This is a genomic window from Burkholderia pulmonis (genome assembly GCF_984667975.1).
Window position 1 is genome coordinate 2,297,370 of record NZ_OZ480186.1, and the last position, 25,839, is coordinate 2,323,208.

Here is a 25,839-nt window from a genome sequence, read left to right on the forward strand (position 1 = left end):
GGTGCCTCCTTCCGATGGGTATCCGGGCACGGCGTACGGTGCCGTGTGCGTGGTGCTAGATTAGTGGCCGGCATCGGACCAGAGGGAGTGACAAGTGTGTCGGGATTCGGATGGATTCGCTGATCACCGCGGCCGCGCGCGCGCTCGCGGCCGGTGACGCGCTCGGCGCGCTGAACCGCGTCGCGCTGCGCGACGATGCGCCGGCGCTCGCGTTGCGCGGCATCGCAATGGCGCAGCTCGGCGATTTCGAGCGCGCGCGGACGCTCGTGCGCAGCGCCGCCCGTGCGTTCGGCACCAGGGAAGCCGTCGCGCGGGCACGCTGTGTCGTCGCGGAGGCCGAGATCGCGCTCGCGTCTCGCGACCTGCGCTGGCCGACGCGCGCGCTCGATGCGGCCGGCGCGACGCTCGACGCGCACGGCGACCGCGCGAATGCCGCGCATGCCCGCTATCTCGGCGTGCGCCGGCTGCTGCTGATCGGTCAGCTCGACGAGGCCGAGCAGCGGCTCGCAACGCTCGATCCTGCGCCGCTGCCGCCCGCGTCGCGCGCCGCCCATGAACTGATCGCGGCCGGCATCGCGATGCGCCGCATCCGCACCCATGCGGCCCGTGCGGCGCTCGCCCGTGCGCGGGCCGCCGCCCGCGACGCCGGGATCGCCGCGCTGACGGCCGAGGTCGACACCGCGGCGCGCGTACTCGACACCCCGGCCGCGCGACTGATCGCCCGCGGCACATCGCGGCTCGTCCAGCTCGACGAGGTCGAGACGCTGTTCGAGTCGAATGCGCTCGTCGTCGATGCGTGCCGCCACGCGGTGCGCGATGCACGCACGACCGTATCGCTCGCGCGCCGCCCGGTGCTGTTCGTGCTCGCCCGCGCGCTGGGCGAGGCCTGGCCGGCCGACGTATCGAGAAACGCGCTCGTCGCCGCCGCGTTCCGCGCGAAACATGCGGACGAATCGCATCGCGCGCGGCTGCGCGTAGAAATCGGCCGGCTGCGCGCGGTGCTGCGCCCGCTCGCGAACGTCGTCGCGACACCGCGCGGCTTCGCGCTCGAACCGCTCGGCGTGCGCGAAGCCGTCGTCCTCGCACGCCCGGTCGACGATCGCCACGCGGCCGTGCTCGCGTTGCTCGCCGACGGCGAAGCATGGTCGAGCTCCGCGCTGGCGCTCGCGCTCGGCGCGAGCCAGCGCACCGTGCAGCGCGCACTCGACGCGCTCGCCGAAACCGGCAAGGTGCAGGCACTCGGCCGCGGCCGCGCGCGCCGCTGGATGACGCCACCGCTGCCCGGTTTCGCGACGACCTTGTTACTCCCTGTCGCGATGCCGGGAGATTAGGATGACCGCATCGAACGACGAGGTGACGAACATGAAACGCTCCACGGCAGACATCCTTCACGAATACGGCCCGTTTCCGGGCGTCGACGGCGTGCACGGCGTCACGTTCGACGGACAGCACGTGTGGTACGCGTCCGGCGACAAGCTGAATGCGCTCGATCCCGAGCGCGGCACGACCGTCCGTTCGCTCGACGTGACCGCGCACGCGGGCACCGCGTTCGACGGCCGCCACCTGTTCCAGATCGTCGAGGATCGCATCGAGAAGATCGACCCCGAATCGGGCCGCGTGCTCGCGACGATCCCCGCGCCCGGCGGCGGCGCCGATTCGGGGCTCGCGTGGGCCGAAGGCACGCTGTGGGTCGGCCAGTACCGCGAACGCAAGATTCATCAGGTGGATCCGCAATCGGGCGCGGTGCTGCGCACGATCGAGTCGAACCGCTTCGTCACCGGCGTGACATGGGTCGACGACGAGCTGTGGCACGGCACGTGGGAAGCCGACCAGAGCGACCTGCGGCGCATCGATCCGCGCACGGGCGAGGTGCTCGAGCAGGTCGACATGCCGCCCGGCGTCGGTATATCGGGGCTCGAATCCGACGGCCACGACCGCTTCTACTGCGGCGGCGGCAACAGCGGCAAGCTGCGCACCGTACGGCGCCCGGCGCGCTCGCGGGCAGCAGGCGACGGCACGACGGCAGCATCCGATTCTGCAGACGACTGATTCGCCGTCCGTCGAAACCGCGCTGGCGTTCGCCACGCCCCGAGTGCAGGAATGAACAAGACGCCGCCGCGACGGCGTCGCTAAGATGCGCGCACATCAGTCTTTTGTTCGGAGCAGTCGATGCAGCGCGGCGTGGTTTATGGTGTCCTGGCAGGCGCCCTGTGGGGCATGGTGTTTCTCGTTCCGCGGCTGCTGACCGATTTCTCGCCGCTGCTGCTGAGCGCCGGCCGCTATGCGATGTACGGCCTCGTATCGGTCGCGGCCGCGCTGCCGGCGGCCCGCTCGCTGCTCGCGCGGCTGACCCGCGAGGATCTCGTCGCGCTCGTGAAGCTCGCCGTCGTCGGCAACGTCGCGTACTACATGCTGCTGTCCGGCGCCGTACACCTGATCGGCATCGCGCCCAGCTCGCTGATCGTCGGCGTGCTGCCGGTGACCGTCACGCTCGCGGGCCTCGGCGACCACGGCGCCGTGCCGCTGCGGCGGCTGGCCGCCCCGCTCGCGCTGGTGATCGCGGGCATCGTCTGCATCAACGTCGATTTGTTTACGTCCGAAGCCGCGCACGCAACGACGCTCGCCCAGAAGCTCGCGGGCATCGCCTGCGCGACGGGCGCGCTGGCGAGCTGGACCTGGTACGCGGTGGCGAACGCGCGCTACCTGCAACGCCATCATCGCTTCGGCGGCAACGAATGGTCGGTGCTGTGGGGTGTCGTGACGGGCCTGATCGGCGGGCTCTGCTGGCTTGGGATCCTCGCGCTGCCGGCGGAAACGGTGCAGGCGGCAGTCCCGGCATCGCGCTGGCAGTTGTTCTGGCTGCTGAACCTCGTGCTCGCGATCGGTGCGTCGTGGCTCGGCAACGGGCTGTGGAATGCCGCGTCGAAGCGGCTGCCGCTTACGTTGTCGGGCCAGTTGATCGTGTTCGAAACCGTGTTCGCGATGCTGTACGCGTTCGTGTACGACCAGCGGATGCCGCGCACGCTCGAAATCGCGGCGCTCGTGCTGCTGCTCGCCGGCGTGTACGGCTCGGTGCGACAGCACGGCGACACGCCGGCCGGCGGCAACACGCCGGACAACGCGCCGCCAAACGCAAACGCCGCGGCCCACTGACGAGCACCGCGGCGTTTGGTCAGACGAATCGGAACGAGGGACGCGTCAGCGCGCGTCCTTGTGCATCCACTTGCGGCCCTCAATCGAGCCGCGGCGGGATTTGTCGACGCGCCGCTGGCGCGCCAGCTTCGGATCGACGATCAGCGGGCGGTAGATCTCGACGCGATCGTGGTCGGCCAGCGGCGCATCGAGCGACGCAAGCTTGCCGTACACGCCCGTCTTCGCCTGCGCGAGATCGATCTCGGGGTGCAGCGCGAGCACGCCGCTTGCGTCGATGGCCGAGCGGAGGGTCGCCCCTTCGGGCAGCGACAACGGAATCAGCGTCTGGCGGTCCGGCAACGCGTAGCAGACTTCGATCGACAGCATCGCGTCACCCCTTCCCGTAGCGCTGGTCCGCGCGCTTCACGAACGAATCGACGAACGTGTTCGCGATGTGGCTGAACACCGGCCCGATGATCTTCTCGAGCAGGATGCTCGAAAACTCGTAGTGCAGCGAGAACTCGATCTTGCACGCATCGGCACGCAGCGCGGTGAAGCGCCACGAGCCCGTGAATTTCCTGAACGGGCCGTCCGTGAACTCCATGTCGATCCGCGTCGGGCGCTGCTGCGTGTTGCGCGTCGCGAAATGCTGCTTGATGCCCTTGAAGTTGATATCGATGCGTGCTTCCATCCCGCTCTCGTCCTGACGGCGAATCTCGACGCCGCCGCACCAGGGCAGGAAATTGGGGTAGTCGGCCACGTCGGTGACGAGGTCGAACATCTGTTCCGCCGAATGACGGATCAATACGGTTTTCTGGACATCTGCCATAAATCGCGCGGCATCGCTGAAAGTGGAAACGCCAAGCCGGGCGATTCCCGCCCCGCTTTGCTAAAATCGTGATTTTAAACGAGTTGGCCCGATCCTTTCATGAGCATCATCGACAACAGGAAAGCGCACTTCGATTATCACATCGAGGAACGCTACGAGGCGGGGCTCGTGCTGGAGGGCTGGGAAGTCAAGGCGCTGCGCGCCGGGCGCGGCCAGATCCGGGAAGGTTACGTCGTCGTGAAGAGCGGCGAGATCTTCCTGATCGGTACCCATATCAGCCCACTGCCCGAAGCCTCGACCCACATCACGCCCGACCCGGTTCGCACGCGCAAGCTGCTGCTGCACCGCGAGGAAATCAAGAAACTGATCGGCAAGGTCGAGCAGCGTGGCTACACGCTCGTGCCGCTGAACTTCCACTACAAGGGCGGTCGCGTGAAGTGCGACATCGCGCTCGCGAAGGGCAAGAAGCTGCACGACAAGCGCGAAACCGAGAAGAAACGCGACTGGGAACGCGAGAAGGCGCGCATCATGCGCGCCGGCACCTGACGCCCGTCACGCCCGTCGCAAAGCAACACGGCCCGCTCGAAGCGGGCCGTGTTGCTTTGGACTACCTGAATCGCGCCTGCCGATTGCCCGGCTGCGCGACGATTCGCCGCACGCCGATCGTGCGCGGCGGCGGTCGACGCACCGGATAACGCGCAGCTCAGCCCTTCGCGGGCGTCGACGCGTTCTTGACGATCGTCAGCGCCGACGAGATCGCGGTGCCGAGATCCGACAGGTTCGACGGCACGATCAGCGTGTTGCCCTGCTTCGCGAGGTTCGAGAACGCGTTGACATACTGCTCGGCGACCTTCAGGTTCACCGCATCCATCCCGCCCTGCGACTGGATCGCGTTCGCGATCTTCTGGATCGCCTGCGCGTTCGCCTCGGCCACCGCCAGAATCGCGGAAGCCTCGCCCTGCGCCTGGTTGATCGCGGCCTGCCGCTCGCCTTCGGACTTCTGGATCGCCGCTTCGCGCGCACCCGACGCGAGGTTGATCTGCTCCTGCTTGCGGCCCTCGGACGCGGCGATCAGCGCACGCTTCTCGCGCTCCGCGGTGATCTGCGCCTGCATCGCGTGCAGGATTTCCTTGGGCGGCGTCAGGTCCTTGATCTCGTAGCGCAGCACCTTCACGCCCCAGTTCGCCGCGGCCTGGTCGAGCGCCGACACGATGTTGTGGTTGATGAAGTCGCGCTCCTCGAACGTCTTGTCGAGTTCGAGCTTGCCGACCACCGAGCGCAGCGTGGTTTGCGCGAGCTGCGTGATCGCCAGCACGAAGTTGCTCGACCCGTACGACGCCTTCATCGGATCGGTCACCTGAAAGTACAGCACGCCGTCGACCTGCAGCTGCGTGTTGTCGCGCGTGATACAGACCTGGCTCGGCACGTCGAGCGGAATTTCCTTCAGTATGTGCCGGTACGCGATGCGATCGACGAACGGCAGCACGATGTTCAGACCGGGCGACAGCGTCGCGTGATAGCGCCCGAAGCGTTCGAGCACCCATGCATGCTGCTGCGGCACGATCTTCACCGTCTTCGACACGATTACCATCGCGATGACGAGCAGGACAACCCAGATGATCAGCGAATCCATGAAGTATTCCCTCCTTGTTGTATCAGCGGACGATCAGCCCGCGGGTTTCGCCACGACCACGAGACAATTGCCGCGCACGGCACTGACCTGATACATGCGCGCATCGTCGCGCTCGCCGTCCGCGAGCTCGACGTCCCAGTCGGCACCGCGATACTGCACGCGTGCGCGGCCGTCACGCCACGCATCGACCGTGACGGTCGAGCCGATATCGAGATTGACGTCCGGATTCGTCGATGTGTCGCGCTTCTGCTTGCGGCCGAGCCCCGAACGGCGCAGCACGATCATCGCGACGATCGCGACCGCGGCCGCCGCGCCGAACTGCACGTGCGGCGCGAAACCGGCCAGCTGCAACAGCGCGCCCGCGAGAAAGCCGAGCGCGATCATCAACAGATAGAACGTGCCCGTCAGCAACTCGGCGACGACCAGCACGCCCACCCCGATCCACCAGAACAGATGCCCCGACATGATTATGGTCTCCTGCAAACGAAAACACCCCGGTGCTCACCGGGGTGTTTATAGCATGAACCTTGCATTTTGCCTTCATTGAAGGAGCGACCGGGCCGCTCCTTCGCCGAAGACGCATTACCGGCCGTTACTTCCGGTTGGCCGCGAGTGCCTGCCACGTCTCGATGATCGTGTCCGGGTTCAGCGAGATCGACAAGATGCCTTCATCGGTCAGCCATTGCGCGAAATCCGGGTGATCGGACGGGCCCTGGCCGCAGATACCGACGTACTTGCCCATCTTGCGGCAGGTATCGATCGCACGCTTCAGCAGGAACTTGACGGCCGGGTCCCGCTCGTCGAAGTCGACGGCCAGCAGTTCCATGCCCGAGTCGCGGTCGAGGCCGAGCGTGAGCTGCGTGAGGTCGTTCGAGCCGATCGAGAAACCGTCGAAGAACTGCAGGAAATCTTCAGCGAGGATCGCGTTGGTCGGGACTTCGCACATCATCACGAGGCGCAGGCCGTTTTCGCCGCGCTTCAGGCCGAACTTCTCGAGCAGGCCGACGACACGCTCCGCCTGCTTCACGGTACGCACGAACGGCACCATGATCTCGACGTTGGTCAGGCCCATCTCGTCACGCACGCGCTTCAGTGCACGGCACTCCATCTCGAACGCCTGCGCGAAGTCCTCGGCGATGTAGCGCGACGCGCCGCGGAAGCCCAGCATCGGGTTTTCCTCGTCCGGCTCGTAACGCGAGCCGCCGATCAGCTTCTTGTACTCGTTCGACTTGAAGTCGGACAGACGCACGATCACGGGCTTCGGATAGAACGCCGCCGCGATCGTCGCGACACCTTCCGTCAGCTTGTCGACGTAGAACTGGCGCGGCGACGCGTGGCCACGCGCAACGCTCTCGACCGCCTTCTTCAGGTCCTGGTCGATGTTCGGGTACTCGAGAATCGCCTTCGGGTGAACGCCGATGTTGTTGTTGATGATGAACTCGAGACGCGCGAGGCCGACACCACCGTTCGGCAGTTGCGAGAAGTCGAACGCGAGCTGCGGGTTGCCGACGTTCATCATGATCTTGACCGGGATTTCCGGCAGTTCGCCGCGCTGCACTTCCGTAACTTCCGTCTCGAGCAGGCCGTCGTAGATCTTGCCTTCGTCGCCTTCCGCACACGACACCGTGACGAGCGCGCCGTCCTTCAGGATGTCGGTCGCATCGCCGCAGCCGACGACTGCCGGCACGCCGAGCTCACGCGCGATGATCGCCGCGTGGCAGGTGCGGCCGCCGCGGTTCGTGACGATCGCGGCTGCACGCTTCATCACCGGCTCCCAGTTCGGGTCGGTCATGTCGGCCACCAGCACGTCGCCCGGCTGCACGCGTTCCATTTCCGACGGATCCTGGATCACGCGCACGGGGCCCGCGCCGATCTTCTGGCCGATCGCGCGACCCGTTGCCAGCACCTGCGACTGGCCCTTCAGCTTGAAGCGCTGCTCGGCCTTGCCGGTTGCCTGGCTCTTTACCGTTTCCGGGCGTGCCTGCAGGATGAAGATCTTGCCGTCGCGGCCGTCACGGCCCCACTCGATGTCCATCGGACGCTGGTAGTGCTTCTCGATGATGACCGCGTACTTCGCCAGCTCGATCACGTCCTCGTCGGTGATCGAGTAGCGGTTGCGCTGCTCGTGCGCGACGTCGACCGTCTTCACGCGGCCCGGCTCGCCCGGCTGCGTGAATTCCATCTTGATCAGCTTCGAGCCGATCGAGCGGCGGATGATCGGATACTTGTCCTGGGCGAGCGTCGTCTTGAACACGTAGAACTCGTCCGGGTTCACGGCGCCCTGCACGACGGTTTCACCCAGGCCGTAGCTCGACGTGATGAACACGGCATCCTTGAAGCCCGATTCGGTGTCGATCGTGAACATCACGCCGGCTGCGCCGACGTCCGAGCGGACCATGCGCTGCACGCCGGCCGACAGTGCCACTTCGGCGTGCGTGAAGCCCTTGTGGACGCGGTACGAGATCGCGCGGTCGTTGTACAGCGACGCGAACACGTGCTTCATGCGGTCGAGCACGTCTTCGATGCCGACGACGTTCAGGTACGACTCCTGCTGGCCGGCGAACGATGCGTCGGGCAGGTCTTCCGCGGTCGCGGACGAACGCACGGCGAACGACAGTTCAGCCGGCGAGCCGTTCTTCAGGACTTCGAACTGCGCGCGGATTTCCTGCTCGAGGCGCGCCTGCATCGGTGCGTCGACAATCCATTTACGGATTTCGGCACCGGCTTCGGCGAGCGCCTTCACGTCGTCGATGTCGAGCGACTCGAGACGCTTGGCGATGCGATCGGTAAGGTCGTTGTGCTTGAGGAAATCGCGGAACGCGAGCGCGGTCGTGGCGAAACCGGTGGGTACGCGAACGCCTGCTTCGGAAAGCTGGCTGATCATCTCGCCGAGCGACGCATTCTTGCCGCCCACGATCTCCACATCGGTCATCCGCAACTGCTCGAACGGAATTACATACGCCTGGTCCTTTGCGACGTTTGCTGCGTTAGTCATACAAGCCCCTAAGTGTGAAAAAAATGCTCGATCGCGCAAGTGGGCTCGAACGCGGGCGCTTGCAAAAAAGCGCGGCGCGTCTTGCGCAACCTGTTAGATAAACACTCGCAGCGGCGGAAAATCTTCCGACCCGATTTGCAAAAATCCCGGCAGAAGGGCGATATTTGCAGACAAATCGCCAAACTTGCCGGGAATTTTGGAATCAAGCGGCCAAGCCACGGGCGCCGGTCGCGCCCTGCCCCCGCAATTGCTTATCCAACAGGTTGCCGCTATTCTACCGTGCCGGCTGCCGGATGTGGCGCGACCTTGTCACTGGGTCTGGAGGCGAACCTCCAGCCGCCCGCGCAACCGCCCTTCACGCTCGACGCCCAGATTCATGCTGCCTACCGTATTCATCGTCTCCGACGGCACCGGGATCACTGCCGAAACTTTCGCGCATTCGATCCTCTCCCAGTTCGACCAGAAATTCCGGCTCGTGCGCGTGCCGTTCGTCGATTCGCCCGACAAGGCCTATGCGACCGTCGAGAAGATCAACGAGGCCGCCGTGCACGACGGCCGCCGCGCGATCGTATTCACGACGCTCGTCGACAGCGAATCCAACGACATCGTCAAGCGCTCGAACGCGCTCGTGCTCGACATGTTCCAGCGTTTCGTCGAGCCGCTCGAGCAGGAGCTGGAGCTCAAGTCGAGCCACGCGATGGGCCGCGGCCACCAGAACGCGGACACCGAGGAATACAAGACGCGGATCGAGGCGATCAATTTCTCGCTCGCGCACGACGACGGCCAGTCGAACCGCAACCTGTCGGAAGCCGACGTGATCCTCGTCGGCGTGTCGCGCAGCGGCAAGACGCCGACGAGCCTGTACCTCGCGATGCAGTACGGCGTGAAGGCGGCCAACTATCCGCTGATTCCGGAAGATTTCGAACGCGGCAAGCTGCCGTCGGCGCTGGCGCCGTACAGCGACAAGCTGTTCGGGCTGTCGATCGACCCCCAGCGCCTGTCCGAGATCCGTAACGAGCGCCGGCCGGGCAGCAAGTACGCGGCACCCGAGAACTGCCGCTACGAGATCAACGAGGCCGAAGCGATGATGCGCCGCGAAGGGATCAAGTGGCTGTCGTCGACGCACAAGTCGATCGAGGAAATCGCGACGACGATCCTGCAGGAAATCCGTCTCGACCGGCAGTCGTACTGAGCACGGATGCACTGGCGGCCGCCTCGCCGCCGCCGGAAACAAAAAGGCCGCGTCGAACGCGGCCTTTTTTCATTGCGCGGCAAGCACGCTAGGGGCGGCATCACGCAGGCCGCTGCTGGCGCACCTGCTCGAACAGGCAGACCGCGGCCGCGGCTGCAACGTTCAGCGACTCCATCCCGCCCGGCTGCGGAATCGTCACGCGATGCGTGGCCGCGTCGCGCCAGAATGCCGACACGCCGGCGCCCTCGTTGCCGAACACCCAGGCAACCGGCCCCGACAGGTCGCAGTCGTAGACGGCCTGCGCGCCGTGCGAATCGGTCAGCGCGACCGGCACGTCGAGACGTTCGGCGAGTGCGGCGGCGTCGACGTCCTCATGAATCGACAGCAGGAAATGCGCGCCCATGCCCGAGCGCAGCACCTTCGACGACCACGCGTAGGCGGTGCCCGGCGCACAGAATACGTGGCGCACGCCGGCGGCTGCCGCGCTGCGCAGGATCGAGCCGACGTTGCCGGCATCCTGCACGCCGTCGAGCACGACCGACGTATGCATCACACGCTCGGGCAGCGGTTGGGCCGGCCGCTCGACGAGCAGCAGGAAACCCACGCCGCTGACGACGTTCGACAACTGGCCGAACAGTGCATCGGGCAGCGTGACGATCCGCTGCGCATCGATGCGCGCGACGATCGCCTGTGCTTCCGCGTGGCCGAGCGCGCCCTCGGTCGCCACGCACAGCTCGGGTGTCGCGCCCGTATCGAGGTAGGCGCTCGCGAGGTGAAAACCTTCGAGCAGTGCCTGGCCGTTGCGGCGCTGGTGGGACGTCGAACCCGCGAGCGCCTTCAGGCGCTTGTACAGCGGGTTGTCGCGGGAAGTGATGCTTTTCATCGAATCAGGTCGAATGCCGCACGCACCGGTGCGAACGAGCGCCGGTGCGCTTCGCATGGGCCGTGTTCGCGCAATGCGGCAAGATGTTTCGCGGTGCCGTAGCCCGCGTGCACGTTGAAACCGTACATCGGGAAGCGTTCGTGCAGGTCGACCAGCATGCGGTCACGCGTGACCTTCGCGAGGATCGACGCGGCCGAGATGCTCGGCACGAGCGCGTCGCCGCTGACGATTGCCTCGGCGCGCACGGTCAGCGTCGGGCAGCGATTGCCGTCGATCTGCGCGAGCGTCGGCAGGACGGACAGCCCCTCGACGGCCCGCTTCATCGCGAGCATCGTCGCATGCAGGATGTTCAGCGTATCGATCTCGTCGACGCTTGCCGACGCGACGCAATACGCACGCGAACGCGCGACGATCAGCTCGTACAGCGCATCGCGCTTCTTCGCGGACAGCGCCTTCGAATCGTCGAGCCCGTCGATCGGCTGCGCCGGATCGAGGATCACGGCGGCGGCCACCACCGGCCCCGCAAGCGGCCCGCGGCCGGCTTCGTCGACGCCGCAGACGATTTCGTCCGGACGGCTGAAGTCGAAACCGCCCTGCACGTCGCCCGACGTGCGGCGGCGTGTTGCACGTACTGCGGTCATGCACGCCCCTTGCGTTGTTCGAGCACGCGCACGACCGCTTCGGCCGCCTTCGCGGCCGTGTTCTGCCGCAGCGAAAGATGCATTTCGGTGAACACTTCGGTCAGCGTGCGGCGGTTCGCGTCGTCGCGCAGCTGCGTGAGCGTCGCATCGGCGAGCGCCTCGGGCGTCGCGAAATGCTGCAGCAGCTCGGGCACGACGAAACGCCCCGCGAGGATGTTCGGCAGGCCGACATACGGCAGGTAACCCTGCCGGCGCATGATCTGCCCGGTCAGCCAGGGCACCTTGTACGAGATCACCATCGGCTTCTTCAGCAGCGCGGCTTCCAGCGTGACGGTGCCGCTCTTCACGAGGATCGCGTCGGCGGCCGTCATCGCGACCTGCGAGCGGCCGTCGGTGATCGTCAATGCGAGCTGCGGATGCGCGTCGACGAGCGGCTGCAGCAGTTCGCGCAGCGCGGGCGTCGCCGCCGGCATCACGAACCGTACGCCGGGCTCGCGTTGCTGCATCAACGCCATCGCCGCGAAGAACGTCGGGCCGATCAGCGCGATTTCGGAGCGCCGGCTGCCCGGCAGCACCGCGATCACGGGGCCGTCGGCAGGCAGGCCGAGCGCGATGCGCGCGCCGTGCGTGTCGGGCTCGAGCGGGATTTCGTCGGCCAGCGGATGGCCGACGTACGTCGACGCGACGCCTGCCTTGTCGAGGATCGCCGGCTCGAACGGGAACAGGCACAGCATGTGATCGACGGACTTCGCGATCTTCTTGATCCGGCCGCCGCGCCAGGCCCAGATCGACGGGCAGACGAAGTGGATCGACGGGATGCCGGCGTCGCGCGCGGCCTGTTCGACGTTGAAGTTGAAGTCGGGCGCGTCGACGCCGATGAACGCGTCCGGCCGCTCGGCGAGCAGCTGGCGCTTCAGTTCGCCGCGAATCCGCAGGATCTCGGGAATCTGGCCCAGTGCCTCGACGTAGCCACGCACGGTCAGCTTGTCCATCTGCCAGTGCGAGTCGAAGCCCTGCGCGATCATTCGCTGCCCGCCGATCCCGTAATACTGGGCCGATTCGGGCAGCCGCTCGCGCAGCCCGCCGAGCAGCGACGCTGCAAGCAGGTCGCCTGACGGTTCGCCCGCCACCATCGCGAGCCGGAGCTGATTGGTCGGAAGCGGCATCGCTTAGCGGATGATGCCGCGTTGCGACGCGTCGATGAACTCGACGAGCGCCTTCACCGGCGCATCGCCGTCGCCGCCCGCTTCCGCGAGCTCGCGCAACTGCACCTTCGCTTCCTCGAACGACAGGCCGCTCTTGTACAGCGTACGATACGCGCTGCGCAGCGCCGAGATCGCATCGGCCGAGAAGCCGCGCCGGCGCAACCCTTCGACGTTGATCCCGTGCGGTTCGGCCTTGTTGCCTGCCGCGATCACGAACGGCGGGATGTCCTGCACGAGCGCCGACGCGCCACCCAGCATCGAGTGCGCGCCAATGCGCACGAACTGGTGGACACCCGACATGCCGCCGACGATCGCCCAGTCGCCGATCTCGACGTGGCCGGCCATCTGCGCGTTGCTCGACAGAATCACGTGGCTGCCGACGGTGCAGTCATGACCGATGTGCACGTAGGCCATGATCCAGTTGTCGTCGCCGAGCGTCGTCACGCCGACATCCTGCACGGTGCCGGTGTGGATCGTCGTGAATTCGCGGATCGTGTTGCGGTTGCCGATCACGAGCCGGGTCGGCTCGTCCTTGTACTTCATGTCCTGCGGACGGCCGCCGACCGACGCGTAATGGCCGATACGGTTGTCCTCGCCGAGCGTCGTATGGCCTTCGATCACGCTGTGCGAGCCGATCGTCGTGCGCGCACCGATCGTGACGTGCGGACCGACGATCGCGTACGGGCCGATCTCGACCGACTCGTCGATCTGCGCGCCCGGCTCGACAATCGCGGTGGGATGAATCCTGGTCATGCGCCGTTGCCTCTCGATGTGATGTGTCGCGTTGCGTTGCCCATGCGTGCCGCGTCGCTCAGGGCGCCGCGTCGGCCGACTTGACCGTGCACATCAGTTCGGCTTCCGCCGCCACCTTGCCGTCCACTTCCGCCACGGCCTTGAACTTCCAGATGCCGCGGATGTGGCGTTCGAACGTCACGTTCAGAATCAGTTGATCGCCCGGTTCGACCACGCGCTTGAAGCGCGCGCCGTCGATCCCGACGAAGTAGTACAGCGTGTTCTCGGGATCCTTCGTCGGCTCTTCCGCAAACGTCAGCAGCGCCGCGGCCTGCGCGAGCGCCTCGAGGATCAGCACGCCCGGCATCACCGGCCGCTTCGGGAAATGCCCCTGGAAGAACGGCTCGTTGATCGACACGTTCTTCAGCGCTTTGATCCCTTTGTGCGGTTCGAGTTCGAGCACGCGATCGACGAGCAGAATCGGGTAGCGATGCGGCAGCAGCGTGAGGATCTTGTGGATGTCGAGATTGATTTTTTCAGTGCTCATGATGGTTCGTCTCACGCAGAGGCTGCGCGGTGGTGATGCAAAGGCTGAAGCGGGCCGCCGGGCGGCCCGCTCTGGCAAACCGGGCCGGTTGCGCTGGCCGTGCCCGGTTCGTGGTCTCGCATGATGCGCTCAGGCGTCCGTGCCGCCCTGGGCGGCGAGCGTGGCTTCGAGCGCCTTGATGCGCTCGCGCAGCTTGTCGAGGTTGCGCACGAGTGCGGCGCTCTTGTTCCATTCGCCGTGGTCGACAGCCGGGAACGCGCTGGTATAGATGCCGGCCTTCGGCAGCGACTTCGATACGCCCGACTTCGCGGTGATGATGACATAGTCGCCGAGCGTCACGTGGCCGGCGATCCCGGCCGCGCCGCCGATCATGCAGTGGCGGCCGATCGTCGTGCTGCCCGCGATGCCCGCGCTGCCGGCGATCACCGTGTAGGCGCCGATCCGGCAGTTGTGGCCGATCTGGACCTGGTTGTCGATCTTCACGCATTCCTCGATGACGGTATCCGCCATCGCGCCGCGGTCGATCGTCGTGTTCGCGCCGATCTCGACGTCCGGGCCGATCGTCACGCCGCCGACCTGCGGGATCTTGACCCAGCTGCCGGTGCGCGCGTCGCCGTCGCCGACGAAGTCCGGTGCGAAGCCGAAGCCGTCGGAGCCGATCACGGCGCCCGCATGGACAATCGCGCGCGGGCCGATCTTGCAGCCGTGGTACACCGATGCGTTCGGATAGAAGTGCGAGCCGGCGCCGATCGTCGTGCCGCGCCCGACGAACACGTTCGCGTCGAGCTGCACGCCGTCTTCGATCACTGCGCCGGCCTCGACCGTCACGTGCGGGCCGATCACCGCGCTCGCGGCGACCTTCGCGGCCGGATCGATCGTCGCGCTCGGATGCACGCCGGCTGCGCGCTGCGGCGCGGCCAGATCGATGAACATCTGCGCGACGCGCGCGAAGTACGCGTACGGATTCGGCGTCACGATGAAACTGAGGGGGCCGGCCGTACGGCCTTGAGCGGCCGCGCCCAGCTTTTCCAGATCCTTCGGTGCAATCAGTACCGCGCCTGCCCGGGTCGACTCGACCTGCGACAGGTACTTCGGGTTCGCGAGGAACGCGAGCTGCTGAGGGCCTGCCTGGTCGAGCGGTGCGAGCCCGCTCACCTTGCACTGTGCATCGCCGGCGATCTCGCCGCCGAACCGTTTTACGAGTTCCTCAAGCGTCAATGCCATTCGTCGTCTGCTCCGTTCAGTTCGTCGAGCCGGACGCAAGCGCCTTGAGCACCTTGTCGGTGATGTCGATGCGCGGGCTGACGTACACGGCTTCCTGCACGATCAGATCGTAATTCTGCTGTTCGGCGATCTGCTTGATGACCTTGTTCGCCTTTTCCAGCACGGCCGCCAGTTCCTCGTTGCGACGCTGGTTCAGGTCTTCGCGGAACTCGCGCTGCTTGCGCTGGAAGTCGGTATCGAGCTGGGCGAGATCGCGCTGCTTCTGCGCGCGATCGGCCGCCGACAGCGACGTGCCGTTCTTGTCCAGCGAATCGGACATCGACTTCAGGCGCGCCGCCAGATCCTGCAGATCCTTGTCACGCTTCGCGAACTCGGCTTCGAGCTTCGTCTGCGCCGCCTTCGCGGGCGCCGACTCGCGCAGGATCCGATCCGAATTGACCGCCGCGATGCGGGCGACGTCCTGTGCGTGCACCGTTGCCGCGCCCAGGGCCAGCGCAACGGTCAGCGCGCACATCACTCGTTTCGAAAACTTACCGGTTAGCAAAATTACCCTCTCGTTGCTGTTGTCATGCGTTCGGTCAGAACGCCGTCCCGATCTGGAACTGGAATTTCTGGTACTGGTCGCCTTCGTGCTTCTGCAGCGGGAAGCCGAGGCTCAGCTTCAGCGGGCCGATCGGCGAGATCCACGCGAGACCCACACCGTAGCCGTAGCGCAGGCCGTTGGCGCCCGTACTCGTGCCGCCCGGCGCATTGCCCCACACGTTACCGCCGTCGAGGAACGTGAACACGCGCAGCGTGCGGTCGTAGCCCGTGCCCGGCAGCGGGAACGTCAGTTCGACGTTGCCGACGACCATCTTCGAACCGCCGATCGGGTCGTTGGTCGTCGTGTCGCGCGGGCCCAGCGAGCTCGGCTCGTAGCCACGCACGGAGCCGATACCGCCCGCGTAGTAGTTCTTGAAGATCGGGTACGAATTGCCGATACCGTTACCGTAGCCACCCTGCAGGTTCAGGCCCAGGATGAAGCCGCGCGAGAACGAATAGTAGTACTGCGCCTGCACGTCGGCCTTGTAGTACTGGATCTTGCCGATCGGCGCGCCGTACTCCATGTTCGCCTGCGTGAAATAACCGCGGCTCGGAATCAGCGCGCTGTCACGCGCGTCGCGCGACCAGGCCATCGTCAGCGGTGCGGTGTTCGACACGCGGCCGAACTCGTTCACGTAGTCCTTGTAGCTCTGCGGCGTCGCCGAATCGACATCGAGACGGTTCTGCTCGAGGCCCACGCCAAAGAACACCGTGTCGACTTCCGAGAACGGGATCCCGAACTTCAGGTTGCCGCCCACGCTGATGATCCGGAAGCTCGAGCTCGTCGAATAGTAGAGCGGCTGGTACGTGCGGTAGTAGACGTCCGTGATCCGCTTGATGCCGTCGACCGTGAAGTACGGGTCGACCTGCGTGACGGTCAGCGTGCGGTAGCTCTTCGCGGTGTTGACGTTCACCGACAGGCTGGTGCCCGAGCCGAACACGTTGTCCTGCGACACGCCGGCCGACAGCACGACCTTGTCCGTCGACGAGAAGCCGGCGCCCAGCGTGATCGCGCCGGTCGGCTTTTCGTCCACCTTCACGTTCACGTCGACCTGGTCGTTCGTGCCGTCGACCGGCACCGTCGTCACGTCGACGTTGGTGAAGTAGCCGAGACGGTTCACGCGGTCCTTCGACAGCGCGAGGCGGTTCGAATCGAACCACGAGCTCTCGAGCTGGCGCATTTCACGACGCACCACTTCGTCGCGCGTACGCGTGTTGCCGACGACGTTGATGCGGCGCACGTACACGCGGCGGCTCGGATCGACGACGAGGTTCAGGTTCACCTTGTGGTTCGCCTGGTCGATGTCCGGTTGCGCGTTGACGGTCGCGAATGCGTAGCCGTATTCACCGAGCTTGTCGACGATCGACTTGGTGGTCTGCTGCAGCTTTTCGGCCGAGAAGCGATCACCCGGCTTGATCTTGATCAGCTTGTTCAGTTCGGCTTCGCGATCGAGCAGGTTGCCCGACAGCTTGATGCCCGACACCGTGTACGGCTCGCCTTCGTGCAGCGTGACCGTCAGGTACATGTCCTTCTTGTCGGGCGAAATCGACACCTGGGTCGATTCGATGTTGAACTCGAGGTAGCCGCGGTTCAGGTAGTACGAACGCACGGCCTCGAGGTCGCCCGTCAGCTTTTCCTTCGAGTACAGGTCGTTCTTCGTGTACCAGGAGAACCAGTTCGGCGTCGACAACTGCATTTCGTCGCGCAGCGTGCCGGTGCTGAACGTCTTGTTGCCGATGAAGTTGATCTGGCGGATCTTCGCGCTCGGGCCCTCGGCCACGGCGAACAGGATCGACACGCGGTTCGCATCGACCGGCGTGACCGTCGTCTTGACCTCGGCCGCGTAGAAGCCGCGCGTCAGGTACTGGCGCTTGAGCTCCTGCTCCGCCTTGTCGACCAGCGCCTTGTCGTAATAACGACCGTCGGCCAGACCGACCGCGCGCAGCGCCTTCGTCAGGTTGTCCTTGTCGAATTCCTTCGTGCCGGTGAAGTCGATCGACGCGATGGCCGGACGCTCCTGCACCTGCACGATCACGACGTTGCCTTGCGTCGCGATGCGCACGTCGTTGAAGAAGCCCGTCGCGTACAACGCGCGGATTGCTTCGGATGCCTTGTCGTCCGTGAAGGTATCGCCCTGCTTGATCGGCAGATAGGCGAACACCGAACCCGCTTCGACGCGCTGGAGCCCCTCGATCTTGATGTCTTGCACCACGAACGGTGCCGCTGCATGCGCCGCGAGGCCGTGAGCGGCGAGCGCGGCCGCTGCAACTGTCTTAGGTACAAAGCGATGAGGTTTGAACAACATGCATCCCCAATATTTAGCTGCATCAAATCGGGCGGCTGGCCAGCGGCCGCCGCCTGACGCTTCAGAAATGGATTAACCGAGCCAGATCGTTGAACAGCGCGATCGCCGACAACGCGACGATGCAGATCAACCCGGCTCTTTGCAGAATCAGCTGCCAGCGCTCCGAGACGGCTTTCCCGGTCGCGGCTTCAACCGCATAATATAACAGATGCCCCCCGTCCAAAACGGGAATCGGCAACAAGTTCAGGACGCCAAGGCTAATGCTGACAAGGGCGAGGAACGACAGGAACGCCGACGGACCGAGCCGCGCGCTCTTGCCCGCGTAGTCGGCAATCGTCACGGGGCCGGACAGGTTCTTCAGCGACGCGTTGCCCGTGATCATCCGCCCGAACATCTTCAGCGAATAGACGGAAATGTCCCACGTGCGGTGCGCACCGAGCCGCAGGCTCTCGACCGGCCCGTAGCGCACGTCGACGGACGGCGCGCGCATCGACAGCGCCGCACCGATGCGGCCGACCTGCTGCCCGGATTCGTCGTCGCGCTGCATCTGCGGCACGATCGACACCGTCTGCGTGGCCCCGTCGCGTTCGATCTGCAGGTCGAGCGCCTGGCCCGCATGGTGTTTCACCGAATCGATGAAGCGCGATGCGCCGCCGATCGGCTTGCCGCCGAGCGCCACCAGTTTGTCGCCGGTCTTCAGTCCGGCCTGCTCCGCCGCGCTGCCGGGCTGCACCGACGCGATCGACAACGTGCCGCCGCCGGTCTCGAAGCCCAGATGGGTCATGAAATCGTCGTCGAGCTGGCTGTCGGGAACGTTGCGGAGGTCGACGCGGAAATCGAACGTCGAATTGCCGTCACGCGCGCCGAGCACGACCTCGCGGTGGTCGAACGCGGCCGACAGCAGCTTCCAGCGCAGGTCCGACCACGATCGCACCGGCTCGGACTCGCCGCCTTGTGCGTCGCGGATCGACACGACCGTCTCGCTGCCGTCGAAGCCCGCGCGGGCCGCCACCGTGCCGGCGGCCGGCGGTGCGACGATCGCGGCCGGCTCGGTCACGCCGGTGGCGAATACGATGGAAAAGAGTGTGATTGCCAGCAGGAAGTTCGCAATCGGCCCCGCCGCGACGATCGCGATACGCTTGTAGACCGACTGCCGGTTGAACGCCTGACCGAGCTCCTCGGGCGCGATGCCGGGGCCCGGATCGCGCTCGTCCAGCATCTTCACGTAACCGCCGAGCGGCAATACGGACAGCGTCCACTCGGTGCCCGTCCTGCGGCTGACCCAGCGCGCAATGGGCTGGCCGAAGCCGATCGAGAAACGCAGCACCTTCACGCCGCACCAGCGCGCGACGCGATAATGTCCGTACTCATGCACGACGACCAGCACCCCGATCGCCACCGCAAACGCGACCAGTTCGACCAGCACGTTCATGAGCACCCCATTCAGACAGTACGCTCCACGCGTGGCGCAGGCGCTTTTGCAATGATCGCGGCGGCGAGGCGGCGTGCCTCGGCATCCGCCGCCAGGACGTCGTCGAGCCCGTTGGGCGTGCGGTTCGGCAGCGTGTTGAGCACGGCGTCGACCGTCGCCGCGATCGCCATGAAGCCGATCCGGCGCTCGAGAAACGCTTCGACCGCCACTTCGTTCGCCGCGTTCAATGCGGCGCTCGCGGTACCGCCCTCCTCGAGTGCCTTCAGCGCGAGCGCGAGGCACGGGAAGCGCGTGTAATCCGGCTTCTCGAACGACAGCTGGGCGATCTGTGCGAGGTCGAGCTGTTCGACGCCTGCGTCGACACGTTCCGGGAACGCGAGCGCGTGCGCGATCGGCGTGCGCATGTCGGGGTTGCCGAGTTGCGCAAGCACCGAGCCGTCACGGTACGACACGAGCGAATGAATCACGCTCTGCGGGTGGATCAGCACGTCGATCCGGTCGCCCGGCAACCCGAAGATCCAGTGCGCCTCGATCACTTCGAGGCCCTTGTTCATCATCGTCGCCGAATCGACCGAGATCTTGCGGCCCATCACCCAGTTCGGGTGCTTGCACGCCTCGTCCGGCGTCACGTCGACGAGCGTAGCCGGCTCGCGCGTGCGGAACGGGCCGCCCGACGCGGTCACGATGATCTTCGAGATCCCGCCGTGCTCGGCCGCGTCGCGCGGCATGCACTGGAAGATCGCGTTGTGTTCGCTGTCGACCGGCAGCAGGATCGCGCCATGGTCGCGCACGGCGTCCATGAAGATCGCACCCGACATCACGAGCGCTTCCTTGTTCGCCAGCAGGATCCGCTTGCCGGCGCGTGCGGCCGCCAGGCTCGGTGCGAGGCCGGCCGCGCCGACGATCGCCGCGACCACCGTGTCGCAGCCGTCGCTCTTCGAGACGTCGACGAGCGCCTGCGGCCCGTGCAGCACGACCGTCTTGCTGCCCGCCGCACGCAGTTTTGCCTCGACCTGTGCAGCCGTCGCGGCATCGCCGACCACCGCGACTTCAGGCGAGAAGCGCAGACACTGCTCGACGAGCTTGTCGCCGTTGCGGTGCGCGGTCAGCGCGTAGACCGAGAAGCGCTCGGGATGGCGCGCGACCACGTCGAGCGTGCTGTCTCCGATCGAGCCCGTGGAACCGAGCAATGTCAGACGTTTTTGCATAACAGAAATAATGGTTTAACCAAGCAGCAGCATCGCGAGCGGCAGCACCGGCAGCAGCGCGTCGACACGGTCGAGCACGCCGCCATGACCCGGCAGCAGTCCGCTCGAATCCTTTACACCCGCCTGTCGCTTCAGCAGCGACTCGAACAGATCGCCGATCACGCTGTACACGACCAGCAATGTCAGCGCGGCCCATGCGCCGGGCATCCCGTAGCGGGCGGCAAATGCAGAATACAGGGTTGGCTCGAAACCATGCGCGGCCATCGCGACACCGGCGACGACCATCACCGCGAGCCAGCCCCCGATCGCGCCTTCCCAGCTCTTGCCGGGGCTGATCGTGATGGCCAGTTTACGCTTTCCGAAGGCCTTGCCCGCGAAGTATGCACCGATATCGGCCAGCCAGACGACCAGAAGCAGCGACAGCACGAACGGCACGCCCCGCGCCCGCGCCGCGACGAGCGCATGCCAGCAGGCCGCGAACACGACGAGGCCGGCAGCCAGCAGGAACGGCCGCCACACGCCGCCCGCCAGCTCAGGCTTGCGCCGCAGCGCGAACGGGCCGACCAGCAGCCAGAACACGCCTGCCGCCATGAAAAGGGGGCGCGATCCAGCCGCATCGACGCCAAGCGACGTGGTGGCCGCGAGCGCGAGCGCCGCGACGACCGCATAGACGACCGGGCCGGCGCCGCCGAGCTTCAGCAGGCGCGCCCACTCCCACGCGGCGAACACGAGCACGGCGCCGATCAGCGCGCCAAACGCGCCCAGCGGCGCGAACAGCGTCACCGGCAGCAGTACTGCCAGCATCACGATCGCCGTGATTACACGGGTTTTCAGCATGAAAGGGAATCGGCGTTCTGCGATTGGGGTTCGAGCTGCGCACTCGTGCGCCCGAAACGGCGCTCGCGCTCGGTGTACGACGCCATCGCGTCGGCCAGCGCCGCGCCGTCGAAATCCGGCCAGTATTTGTCGGTGAAATAGAACTCGGCGTACGCGAGCTGCCACAGCAGGAAGTTGCTGACGCGCTGCTCGCCGCCGGTACGGATGAAGAGATCGGGCTCCGGCGCATAGGCCATCGCCAGGTGCGGCGCGAATGCGTCCTCGGTCACTTCGACCTCGCGACCTTCGCGCACGGCCTGCTCGACGAGTTTCTTCGTCGCCTGCAGGATGTCCCACCGGCCGCCGTAATTGGCCGCGATGGTGAGCGTCAGACGGGTATTGCGCGCCGTCTTGGTTTCGGCGCGGCGAATCAGTTCGCGGATGCGCGGCTCGAAGCGCTCGAGATCGCCGACGACACGCAGGCGGATCCCGTTCGCATGCAGCTTGCCCACTTCGCGCTCGAGCGCGGTGATGAACAACCGCATCAGGAACGACACTTCGTCGTTCGGCCGGCGCCAGTTTTCCGAACTGAACGCGAACAGTGTCAGGTACTCGACACCGGCGCGCGCGCAGCCTTCGACCACCGCCCGCACGGCATCGACGCCGCGGGTGTGCCCCGCGACGCGCGGCAAGCGGCGTTCGGTTGCCCAACGGCCGTTGCCGTCCATGATGATCGCGATGTGACGCGGCACGACGCCGACGTCAGGCACGCGAACGGTAGAGCTGGTATAAGTCATGGCCGTTGAGACAGTAATGCGGGAAGAAGGCGGCGCGCGAGGACGGTCGTCAGACCGTCATGATCTCGGCTTCCTTGCTCTGCACGAGCTTGTCGATTTCGGCAACGTGCTTGTCGGTCAGCTTCTGCACGTCGTCGCTCGCACGGCGCTCGTCGTCTTCCGAGATTTCCTTGTCCTTCACGAGCTTCTTGAGCGCTTCGTTCGCGTCGCGGCGCAGGTTGCGGATCGCGACCTTGGCCGTTTCGCCTTCGCTCTTCACGACCTTGGTCAGCTCGCGGCGGCGCTCTTCCGTCAGCGCGGGCATCGGCACGCGGATCTGGTCGCCGGACGTCGCCGGGTTCAGGCCGAGATCGGCTTCGCGAATGGCCTTCTCGACCTTCGCAACCATCGGCTTTTCCCACGGCTGCACACCGATCGTGCGCGCGTCGACGAGCGTCATGTTGGCAACCTGCGAGATCGGCACCATCGACCCGTAGTAGTCAACCTGCACGTGATCGAGCATGCCGGTGTGCGCACGACCCGTACGGATCTTCGCCAGATCGCTCTTGAATGCATCGATCGAGCGCTGCATCTTCTGCTCGACGCCCTTCTTGGTATCAGCGACACTCATTTCAACCTCCGAACCTTCAAACCTTCAAAGAACGCGGGCCCCACCCGGCGCATCTTGCGCGCCGCGGCCGATGACCCGCATCCGCGGGAGTTTACACGTGGACGAGCGTACCTTCGTCCTCGCCCAGCACGATGCGCTTGAGCGCGCCTGGCTTGTTGATCGAAAACACGCGAATCGGCAGCTTCTGGTCGCGGCACAGCGCAAAGGCCGTCGCGTCCATCACCTGCAGGTTGCGGCTGATCGCCTCGTCGAAAGTGATCGTCGTGTAGCGCGTGGCCGACGGATCCTTCTTCGGATCGGCAGAATATACGCCATCGACCTTGGTCGCCTTCAGCACGACCTCGGCGCCCACTTCCGAACCGCGCAGCGCGGCAGCCGTATCCGTCGTGAAGAACGGGTTGCCGGTACCGGCCGCGAAGATCACGACGCGGCCTTCCTCGAGCTGACGGATCGCGCGGGGGCGAATGTACGGCTCGACGACCTGGTCCATCCGCAGCGCGGACTGCACGCGCGCCTCGATGCCGGCATGGCGCATCGCGTCCTGCAGCGCCAGCGCGTTCATCATCGTCGCGAGCATCCCCATGTAGTCGGCCGTCGCGCGGTCCATGCCGGCCGCGCCACCCGCAACGCCGCGGAAAATATTACCGCCACCGATCACGACCGCCAGCTGCGTACCGAGACGCACGACTTCGGCGATATCGGCCACCATCCGTTCGATCGTCGCGCGATTGATGCCGAAGGCATCGTCGCCCATCAGCGCTTCGCCGGAGAGTTTGAGGAGGATGCGTTTATAGGCATTGGACATAGGGGCTTCCGAGCGACGAGAGGATGACAACCACGAACTGTAGGGGCGAAATACTGATTCGGGCAAGCGCCGACGACCGGACCGGGGTTCCCGGCCGGCCGGCAGCGCCGCCGGCCGCGGCGGAGCGGACGCCCGCCGCGGATACTGCCTGACTGCTTACTGCTGCTTTGCTGCTGCGACTTGCGCGGCCACTTCGGCGGCGAAGTCGTCCTGACGCTTCTCGATGCCTTCGCCGACGACGAACAGCGAGAACTTCTGCACTGCGGAATCCGCTGCCTTCAGCATCTGCTCGATCGTCTGCTTGTCGTTCTTCACGAACGTCTGGTTCAGCAGCGACACTTCCTTCAGGTACTTCTGGACGCTACCGTCGACCATCTTCGCGACGATTTCAGCCGGCTTGCCCGATTCCGCAGCCTTCTGCTCGGCCACGCGGCGTTCCGTTTCGATCAGTTCCGCCGGCACGTCGGCCGACGACAGCGCGACCGGCTTCATCGCGGCGATGTGCATCGCGACGTCCTTGCCGACCTGCTCTTCCGCGCCCGTGTACTCGACGATCACGCCGATGCGCGCGCCGTGCAGGTACGTAGCGATCTTGTTTGCGGTTTCGAAACGGACGAAACGACGGATCGAGACGTTCTCGCCGATCTTGCCGATCAGTGCCAGGCGCACTGCGTCGACCGTCGAGCCTTCGAGCGGCAGCGCCGACAGCGCAGCCACGTCGGCCGGGTTTTGCGTCGCGACGAGTTCTGCAACCGTCTTCGAGAATGCGAGGAAGTCGTCGTTCTTCGCGACGAAGTCGGTTTCGCAGTTCAGCTCGACCAGCGCGCCTGCGTTGCCGCCGACGAACGATGCGACGACGCCTTCGGCCGTCACGCGCGATGCCGCCTTGCTCGCCTTGTTGCCGAGCTTGACGCGCAGCAGCTCTTCAGCCTTGGCCAGATCGCCGTCGGCTTCCGTCAGCGCCTTCTTGCACTCCATCATCGGTGCGTCGGTCTTTGCGCGCAGTTCTGCCACCATGCTTGCGGTAATTGCCGCCATCATTCGCTCCTTGAGTCTGTATTCACAACGCCGCCCGCTTGGACGCGAACGGCCGAGATTCGTTTCCGGACCCGCGCCGATTCGGCGCGATCAGGTCCGGCGCACAAGCTTAAAAAAAGGGGGCCTGTTGAGAGCCCCCTTTTTGCGCCGGCTCGGGGCCAGTTACGCGTTTTCCTCGACGTACTCGTCGTCGCCGCGTGCGGCCTGGACCACTTCGTTGACCGCGTTCGCACGGCCTTCGAGGATCGCGTCGGCCACGCCTTCGGCGTACAGCGCGACTGCCTTGCTCGAGTCGTCGTTACCCGGGATCACGTAATCCACACCTTCCGGCGAGTGGTTCGTGTCGACCACGGCGATGACCGGCACGCCCAGCTTGTTCGCTTCCGTCACGGCAATCTTGTGGTAGCCGACGTCGACGACGAAGATTGCGTCCGGAATGCCGCCCATGTCCTTCACGCCGCCGATCGACTTCTGCAGCTTGGCGATTTCGCGTTCGAACAGCAGCGCTTCCTTCTTGCTCATCTTCTCGAGCTCGCCTGCCTCGACTGCCGTTTCCATGTCCTTCAGGCGCTTGATCGATACCTTCAGCGTCTTGAAGTTGGTCATCATGCCGCCGAGCCAGCGAGCGTTGACGAACGGCATGCCTGCGCGCTGCGCTTCCTGGGCGATCGTGTCACGCGATTGACGCTTCGTGCCGACGAACAGGATCGTGCCGCGGTTCGCTGCCAGCTGGCGCACGTACTTCTGTGCGTCCGTGAACATCGGCAGCGTCTTTTCGAGGTTGATGATGTGAATCTTGTTGCGGTGACCGAAAATGAACGGAGCCATCTTCGGGTTCCAGAAGCGCGTCTGGTGACCGAAGTGGACACCCGCTTCCAGCATTTGGCGCATCGTAACTGCCATGTAAATTCTCCACGAGGGTTGGGTCTTAAGCCGGCCGCCGTACCGCCGCGCGATCCTGCCCCGAAGGACACTGACTCCACGCGAACGGCACCCTGGTTGCGCCGGCTTGCGATTCGGCACGCGCAAAACGCCCGTGCCGTAAGCCTTTCACCGCAACGCCGCCCCAAGATGGGGCAAATTCGGCATTTGGATGTCGACTTAGCCAAAGAGTATAGCACGCCGAGTCGACCGCTCTCAAGTCGCCCGGCACTTTCGCTAGCCGCGCGGCAGCCGGCCGGGCAATCCGCGAAAACCCGCATCCGCTCGGCCGGCAGGGGCTGCGAGGCCCG

The 25,839-nt window shown here is 65.7% G+C and carries 26 protein-coding genes; 5 read left to right on the forward strand and 21 right to left on the reverse strand.

Going from position 1 to position 25,839, the window contains the following annotated elements:
- The first annotated feature begins 110 nt into the window (after positions 1-110).
- The 3 genes from AC5LXK_RS10625 (at position 111) to AC5LXK_RS10635 (ending at position 3,153) form a co-directional block, all read left to right on the forward strand.
- Positions 111-1,331 (forward strand): helix-turn-helix domain-containing protein, encoded by a 1,221-nt coding sequence (locus AC5LXK_RS10625; protein ID WP_493388803.1) that lies wholly within the window; start codon positions 111-113, stop codon positions 1,329-1,331.
- A gap of 31 nt (positions 1,332-1,362) precedes the next feature.
- Positions 1,363-2,049, forward strand: a complete 687-nt coding sequence (locus AC5LXK_RS10630; RefSeq protein WP_493388804.1) for a Vgb family protein — start codon at positions 1,363-1,365, stop codon at positions 2,047-2,049.
- A 120-nt stretch (positions 2,050-2,169) separates the two neighbouring features.
- Positions 2,170-3,153, forward strand: a complete 984-nt coding sequence (locus AC5LXK_RS10635; protein ID WP_493388805.1) for a DMT family transporter — start codon at positions 2,170-2,172, stop codon at positions 3,151-3,153.
- 45 nt (positions 3,154-3,198) lie between these two features.
- On the opposite strand, the gene AC5LXK_RS10640 is transcribed toward AC5LXK_RS10635, so the two are convergent.
- Both AC5LXK_RS10640 and AC5LXK_RS10645 read right to left on the reverse strand, forming a co-directional pair.
- Entirely contained in the window at positions 3,199-3,519 is a 321-nt protein-coding gene (locus tag AC5LXK_RS10640; RefSeq protein ID WP_493388806.1) for an RnfH family protein, read from the reverse strand.
- A gap of 4 nt (positions 3,520-3,523) precedes the next feature.
- On the reverse strand, positions 3,524-3,961 hold the full coding sequence (locus AC5LXK_RS10645; protein ID WP_493388807.1) for a type II toxin-antitoxin system RatA family toxin: 438 nt from the start codon (positions 3,959-3,961) through the stop codon (positions 3,524-3,526).
- 99 nt (positions 3,962-4,060) lie between these two features.
- Between AC5LXK_RS10645 and smpB the strand changes: the two genes are divergently transcribed.
- A complete protein-coding gene (smpB, locus tag AC5LXK_RS10650) occupies positions 4,061-4,507 on the forward strand; it encodes an SsrA-binding protein SmpB (protein WP_014896751.1) in 447 nt (148 codons plus the stop codon).
- 157 nt (positions 4,508-4,664) lie between these two features.
- Here the strand turns inward: smpB and AC5LXK_RS10655 are convergent, their stop codons facing one another.
- The 3 genes from AC5LXK_RS10655 to ppsA form a co-directional block, all read right to left on the reverse strand.
- A complete protein-coding gene (locus AC5LXK_RS10655) occupies positions 4,665-5,594 on the reverse strand; it encodes an SPFH domain-containing protein (RefSeq protein WP_493388808.1) in 930 nt (309 codons plus the stop codon).
- Between the two features lie 33 nt (positions 5,595-5,627).
- A complete protein-coding gene (locus AC5LXK_RS10660; RefSeq protein WP_493391214.1) occupies positions 5,628-6,062 on the reverse strand; it encodes an NfeD family protein in 435 nt (144 codons plus the stop codon).
- 124 nt (positions 6,063-6,186) lie between these two features.
- A complete protein-coding gene (gene ppsA / locus AC5LXK_RS10665; protein ID WP_493388809.1) occupies positions 6,187-8,589 on the reverse strand; it encodes a phosphoenolpyruvate synthase in 2,403 nt (800 codons plus the stop codon).
- 376 nt (positions 8,590-8,965) lie between these two features.
- Here ppsA and ppsR point away from each other — a divergent pair, with 376 nt between their 5' ends.
- Positions 8,966-9,781 (forward strand): posphoenolpyruvate synthetase regulatory kinase/phosphorylase PpsR, encoded by an 816-nt coding sequence (gene ppsR, locus AC5LXK_RS10670; RefSeq protein ID WP_493388810.1) that lies wholly within the window; start codon positions 8,966-8,968, stop codon positions 9,779-9,781.
- 100 nt (positions 9,782-9,881) lie between these two features.
- Here the strand turns inward: ppsR and AC5LXK_RS10675 are convergent, their stop codons facing one another.
- The 16 genes from AC5LXK_RS10675 to rpsB all read right to left on the reverse strand — a co-directional run bounded on the left by AC5LXK_RS10675 (position 9,882) and on the right by rpsB (position 25,510).
- A complete protein-coding gene (locus AC5LXK_RS10675; RefSeq protein WP_493388811.1) occupies positions 9,882-10,664 on the reverse strand; it encodes a TrmH family RNA methyltransferase in 783 nt (260 codons plus the stop codon).
- Positions 10,661-11,305, reverse strand: coding sequence for a ribonuclease HII (rnhB, locus tag AC5LXK_RS10680; RefSeq protein WP_493388812.1), 645 nt, complete (start codon positions 11,303-11,305; stop codon positions 10,661-10,663). Before rnhB ends, AC5LXK_RS10675 begins: the two co-directional genes overlap by 4 nt.
- On the reverse strand, positions 11,302-12,471 hold the full coding sequence (gene lpxB / locus AC5LXK_RS10685) for a lipid-A-disaccharide synthase (protein ID WP_043888491.1): 1,170 nt from the start codon (positions 12,469-12,471) through the stop codon (positions 11,302-11,304). Before lpxB ends, rnhB begins: the two co-directional genes overlap by 4 nt.
- A 3-nt stretch (positions 12,472-12,474) precedes the next feature.
- Entirely contained in the window at positions 12,475-13,263 is a 789-nt protein-coding gene (gene lpxA / locus AC5LXK_RS10690) for an acyl-ACP--UDP-N-acetylglucosamine O-acyltransferase (RefSeq protein WP_493388813.1), read from the reverse strand.
- Between the two features lie 58 nt (positions 13,264-13,321).
- Positions 13,322-13,789 carry a 3-hydroxyacyl-ACP dehydratase FabZ gene (gene fabZ / locus AC5LXK_RS10695; RefSeq protein ID WP_175845271.1) on the reverse strand — a complete coding sequence of 156 codons (468 nt, stop codon included), beginning with the start codon at positions 13,787-13,789 and terminating at the stop codon, positions 13,322-13,324.
- A 129-nt stretch (positions 13,790-13,918) separates the two neighbouring features.
- The gene (gene lpxD, locus AC5LXK_RS10700) at positions 13,919-15,013 is read right to left on the reverse strand and encodes a UDP-3-O-(3-hydroxymyristoyl)glucosamine N-acyltransferase (protein ID WP_493388814.1); all 1,095 of its coding nucleotides are present in this window, start codon (positions 15,011-15,013) and stop codon (positions 13,919-13,921) included.
- Positions 15,014-15,029: 16 nt separating this feature from the next.
- Positions 15,030-15,527 carry an OmpH/Skp family outer membrane protein gene (locus tag AC5LXK_RS10705; RefSeq protein WP_069256978.1) on the reverse strand — a complete coding sequence of 166 codons (498 nt, stop codon included), beginning with the start codon at positions 15,525-15,527 and terminating at the stop codon, positions 15,030-15,032.
- Positions 15,528-15,591: 64 nt separating this feature from the next.
- Positions 15,592-17,901, reverse strand: coding sequence for an outer membrane protein assembly factor BamA (gene bamA / locus AC5LXK_RS10710; protein ID WP_493388815.1), 2,310 nt, complete (start codon positions 17,899-17,901; stop codon positions 15,592-15,594).
- A 61-nt stretch (positions 17,902-17,962) separates the two neighbouring features.
- Entirely contained in the window at positions 17,963-19,333 is a 1,371-nt protein-coding gene (gene rseP, locus AC5LXK_RS10715) for an RIP metalloprotease RseP (protein ID WP_493388816.1), read from the reverse strand.
- An 11-nt stretch (positions 19,334-19,344) separates the two neighbouring features.
- Positions 19,345-20,541 carry a 1-deoxy-D-xylulose-5-phosphate reductoisomerase gene (locus tag AC5LXK_RS10720; protein ID WP_493388817.1) on the reverse strand — a complete coding sequence of 399 codons (1,197 nt, stop codon included), beginning with the start codon at positions 20,539-20,541 and terminating at the stop codon, positions 19,345-19,347.
- A 15-nt stretch (positions 20,542-20,556) separates the two neighbouring features.
- Positions 20,557-21,378 carry a phosphatidate cytidylyltransferase gene (locus AC5LXK_RS10725; protein WP_493388818.1) on the reverse strand — a complete coding sequence of 274 codons (822 nt, stop codon included), beginning with the start codon at positions 21,376-21,378 and terminating at the stop codon, positions 20,557-20,559.
- Positions 21,372-22,154 carry a polyprenyl diphosphate synthase gene (gene uppS / locus AC5LXK_RS10730; RefSeq protein ID WP_034207662.1) on the reverse strand — a complete coding sequence of 261 codons (783 nt, stop codon included), beginning with the start codon at positions 22,152-22,154 and terminating at the stop codon, positions 21,372-21,374. The genes AC5LXK_RS10725 and uppS overlap by 7 nt, the downstream gene beginning before the upstream one ends.
- A gap of 49 nt (positions 22,155-22,203) precedes the next feature.
- Complete coding sequence (frr, locus tag AC5LXK_RS10735; protein ID WP_011352458.1) at positions 22,204-22,764, reverse strand: ribosome recycling factor; 561 nt, start codon at positions 22,762-22,764, stop codon at positions 22,204-22,206.
- 91 nt (positions 22,765-22,855) lie between these two features.
- On the reverse strand, positions 22,856-23,569 hold the full coding sequence (pyrH, locus tag AC5LXK_RS10740) for a UMP kinase (protein WP_493388819.1): 714 nt from the start codon (positions 23,567-23,569) through the stop codon (positions 22,856-22,858).
- A 156-nt stretch (positions 23,570-23,725) separates the two neighbouring features.
- Positions 23,726-24,607 carry a translation elongation factor Ts gene (gene tsf / locus AC5LXK_RS10745; protein WP_043190814.1) on the reverse strand — a complete coding sequence of 294 codons (882 nt, stop codon included), beginning with the start codon at positions 24,605-24,607 and terminating at the stop codon, positions 23,726-23,728.
- Between the two features lie 162 nt (positions 24,608-24,769).
- Complete coding sequence (gene rpsB, locus AC5LXK_RS10750) at positions 24,770-25,510, reverse strand: 30S ribosomal protein S2 (protein WP_174979651.1); 741 nt, start codon at positions 25,508-25,510, stop codon at positions 24,770-24,772.
- Between the last annotated feature and the right edge of the window lie 329 nt (positions 25,511-25,839).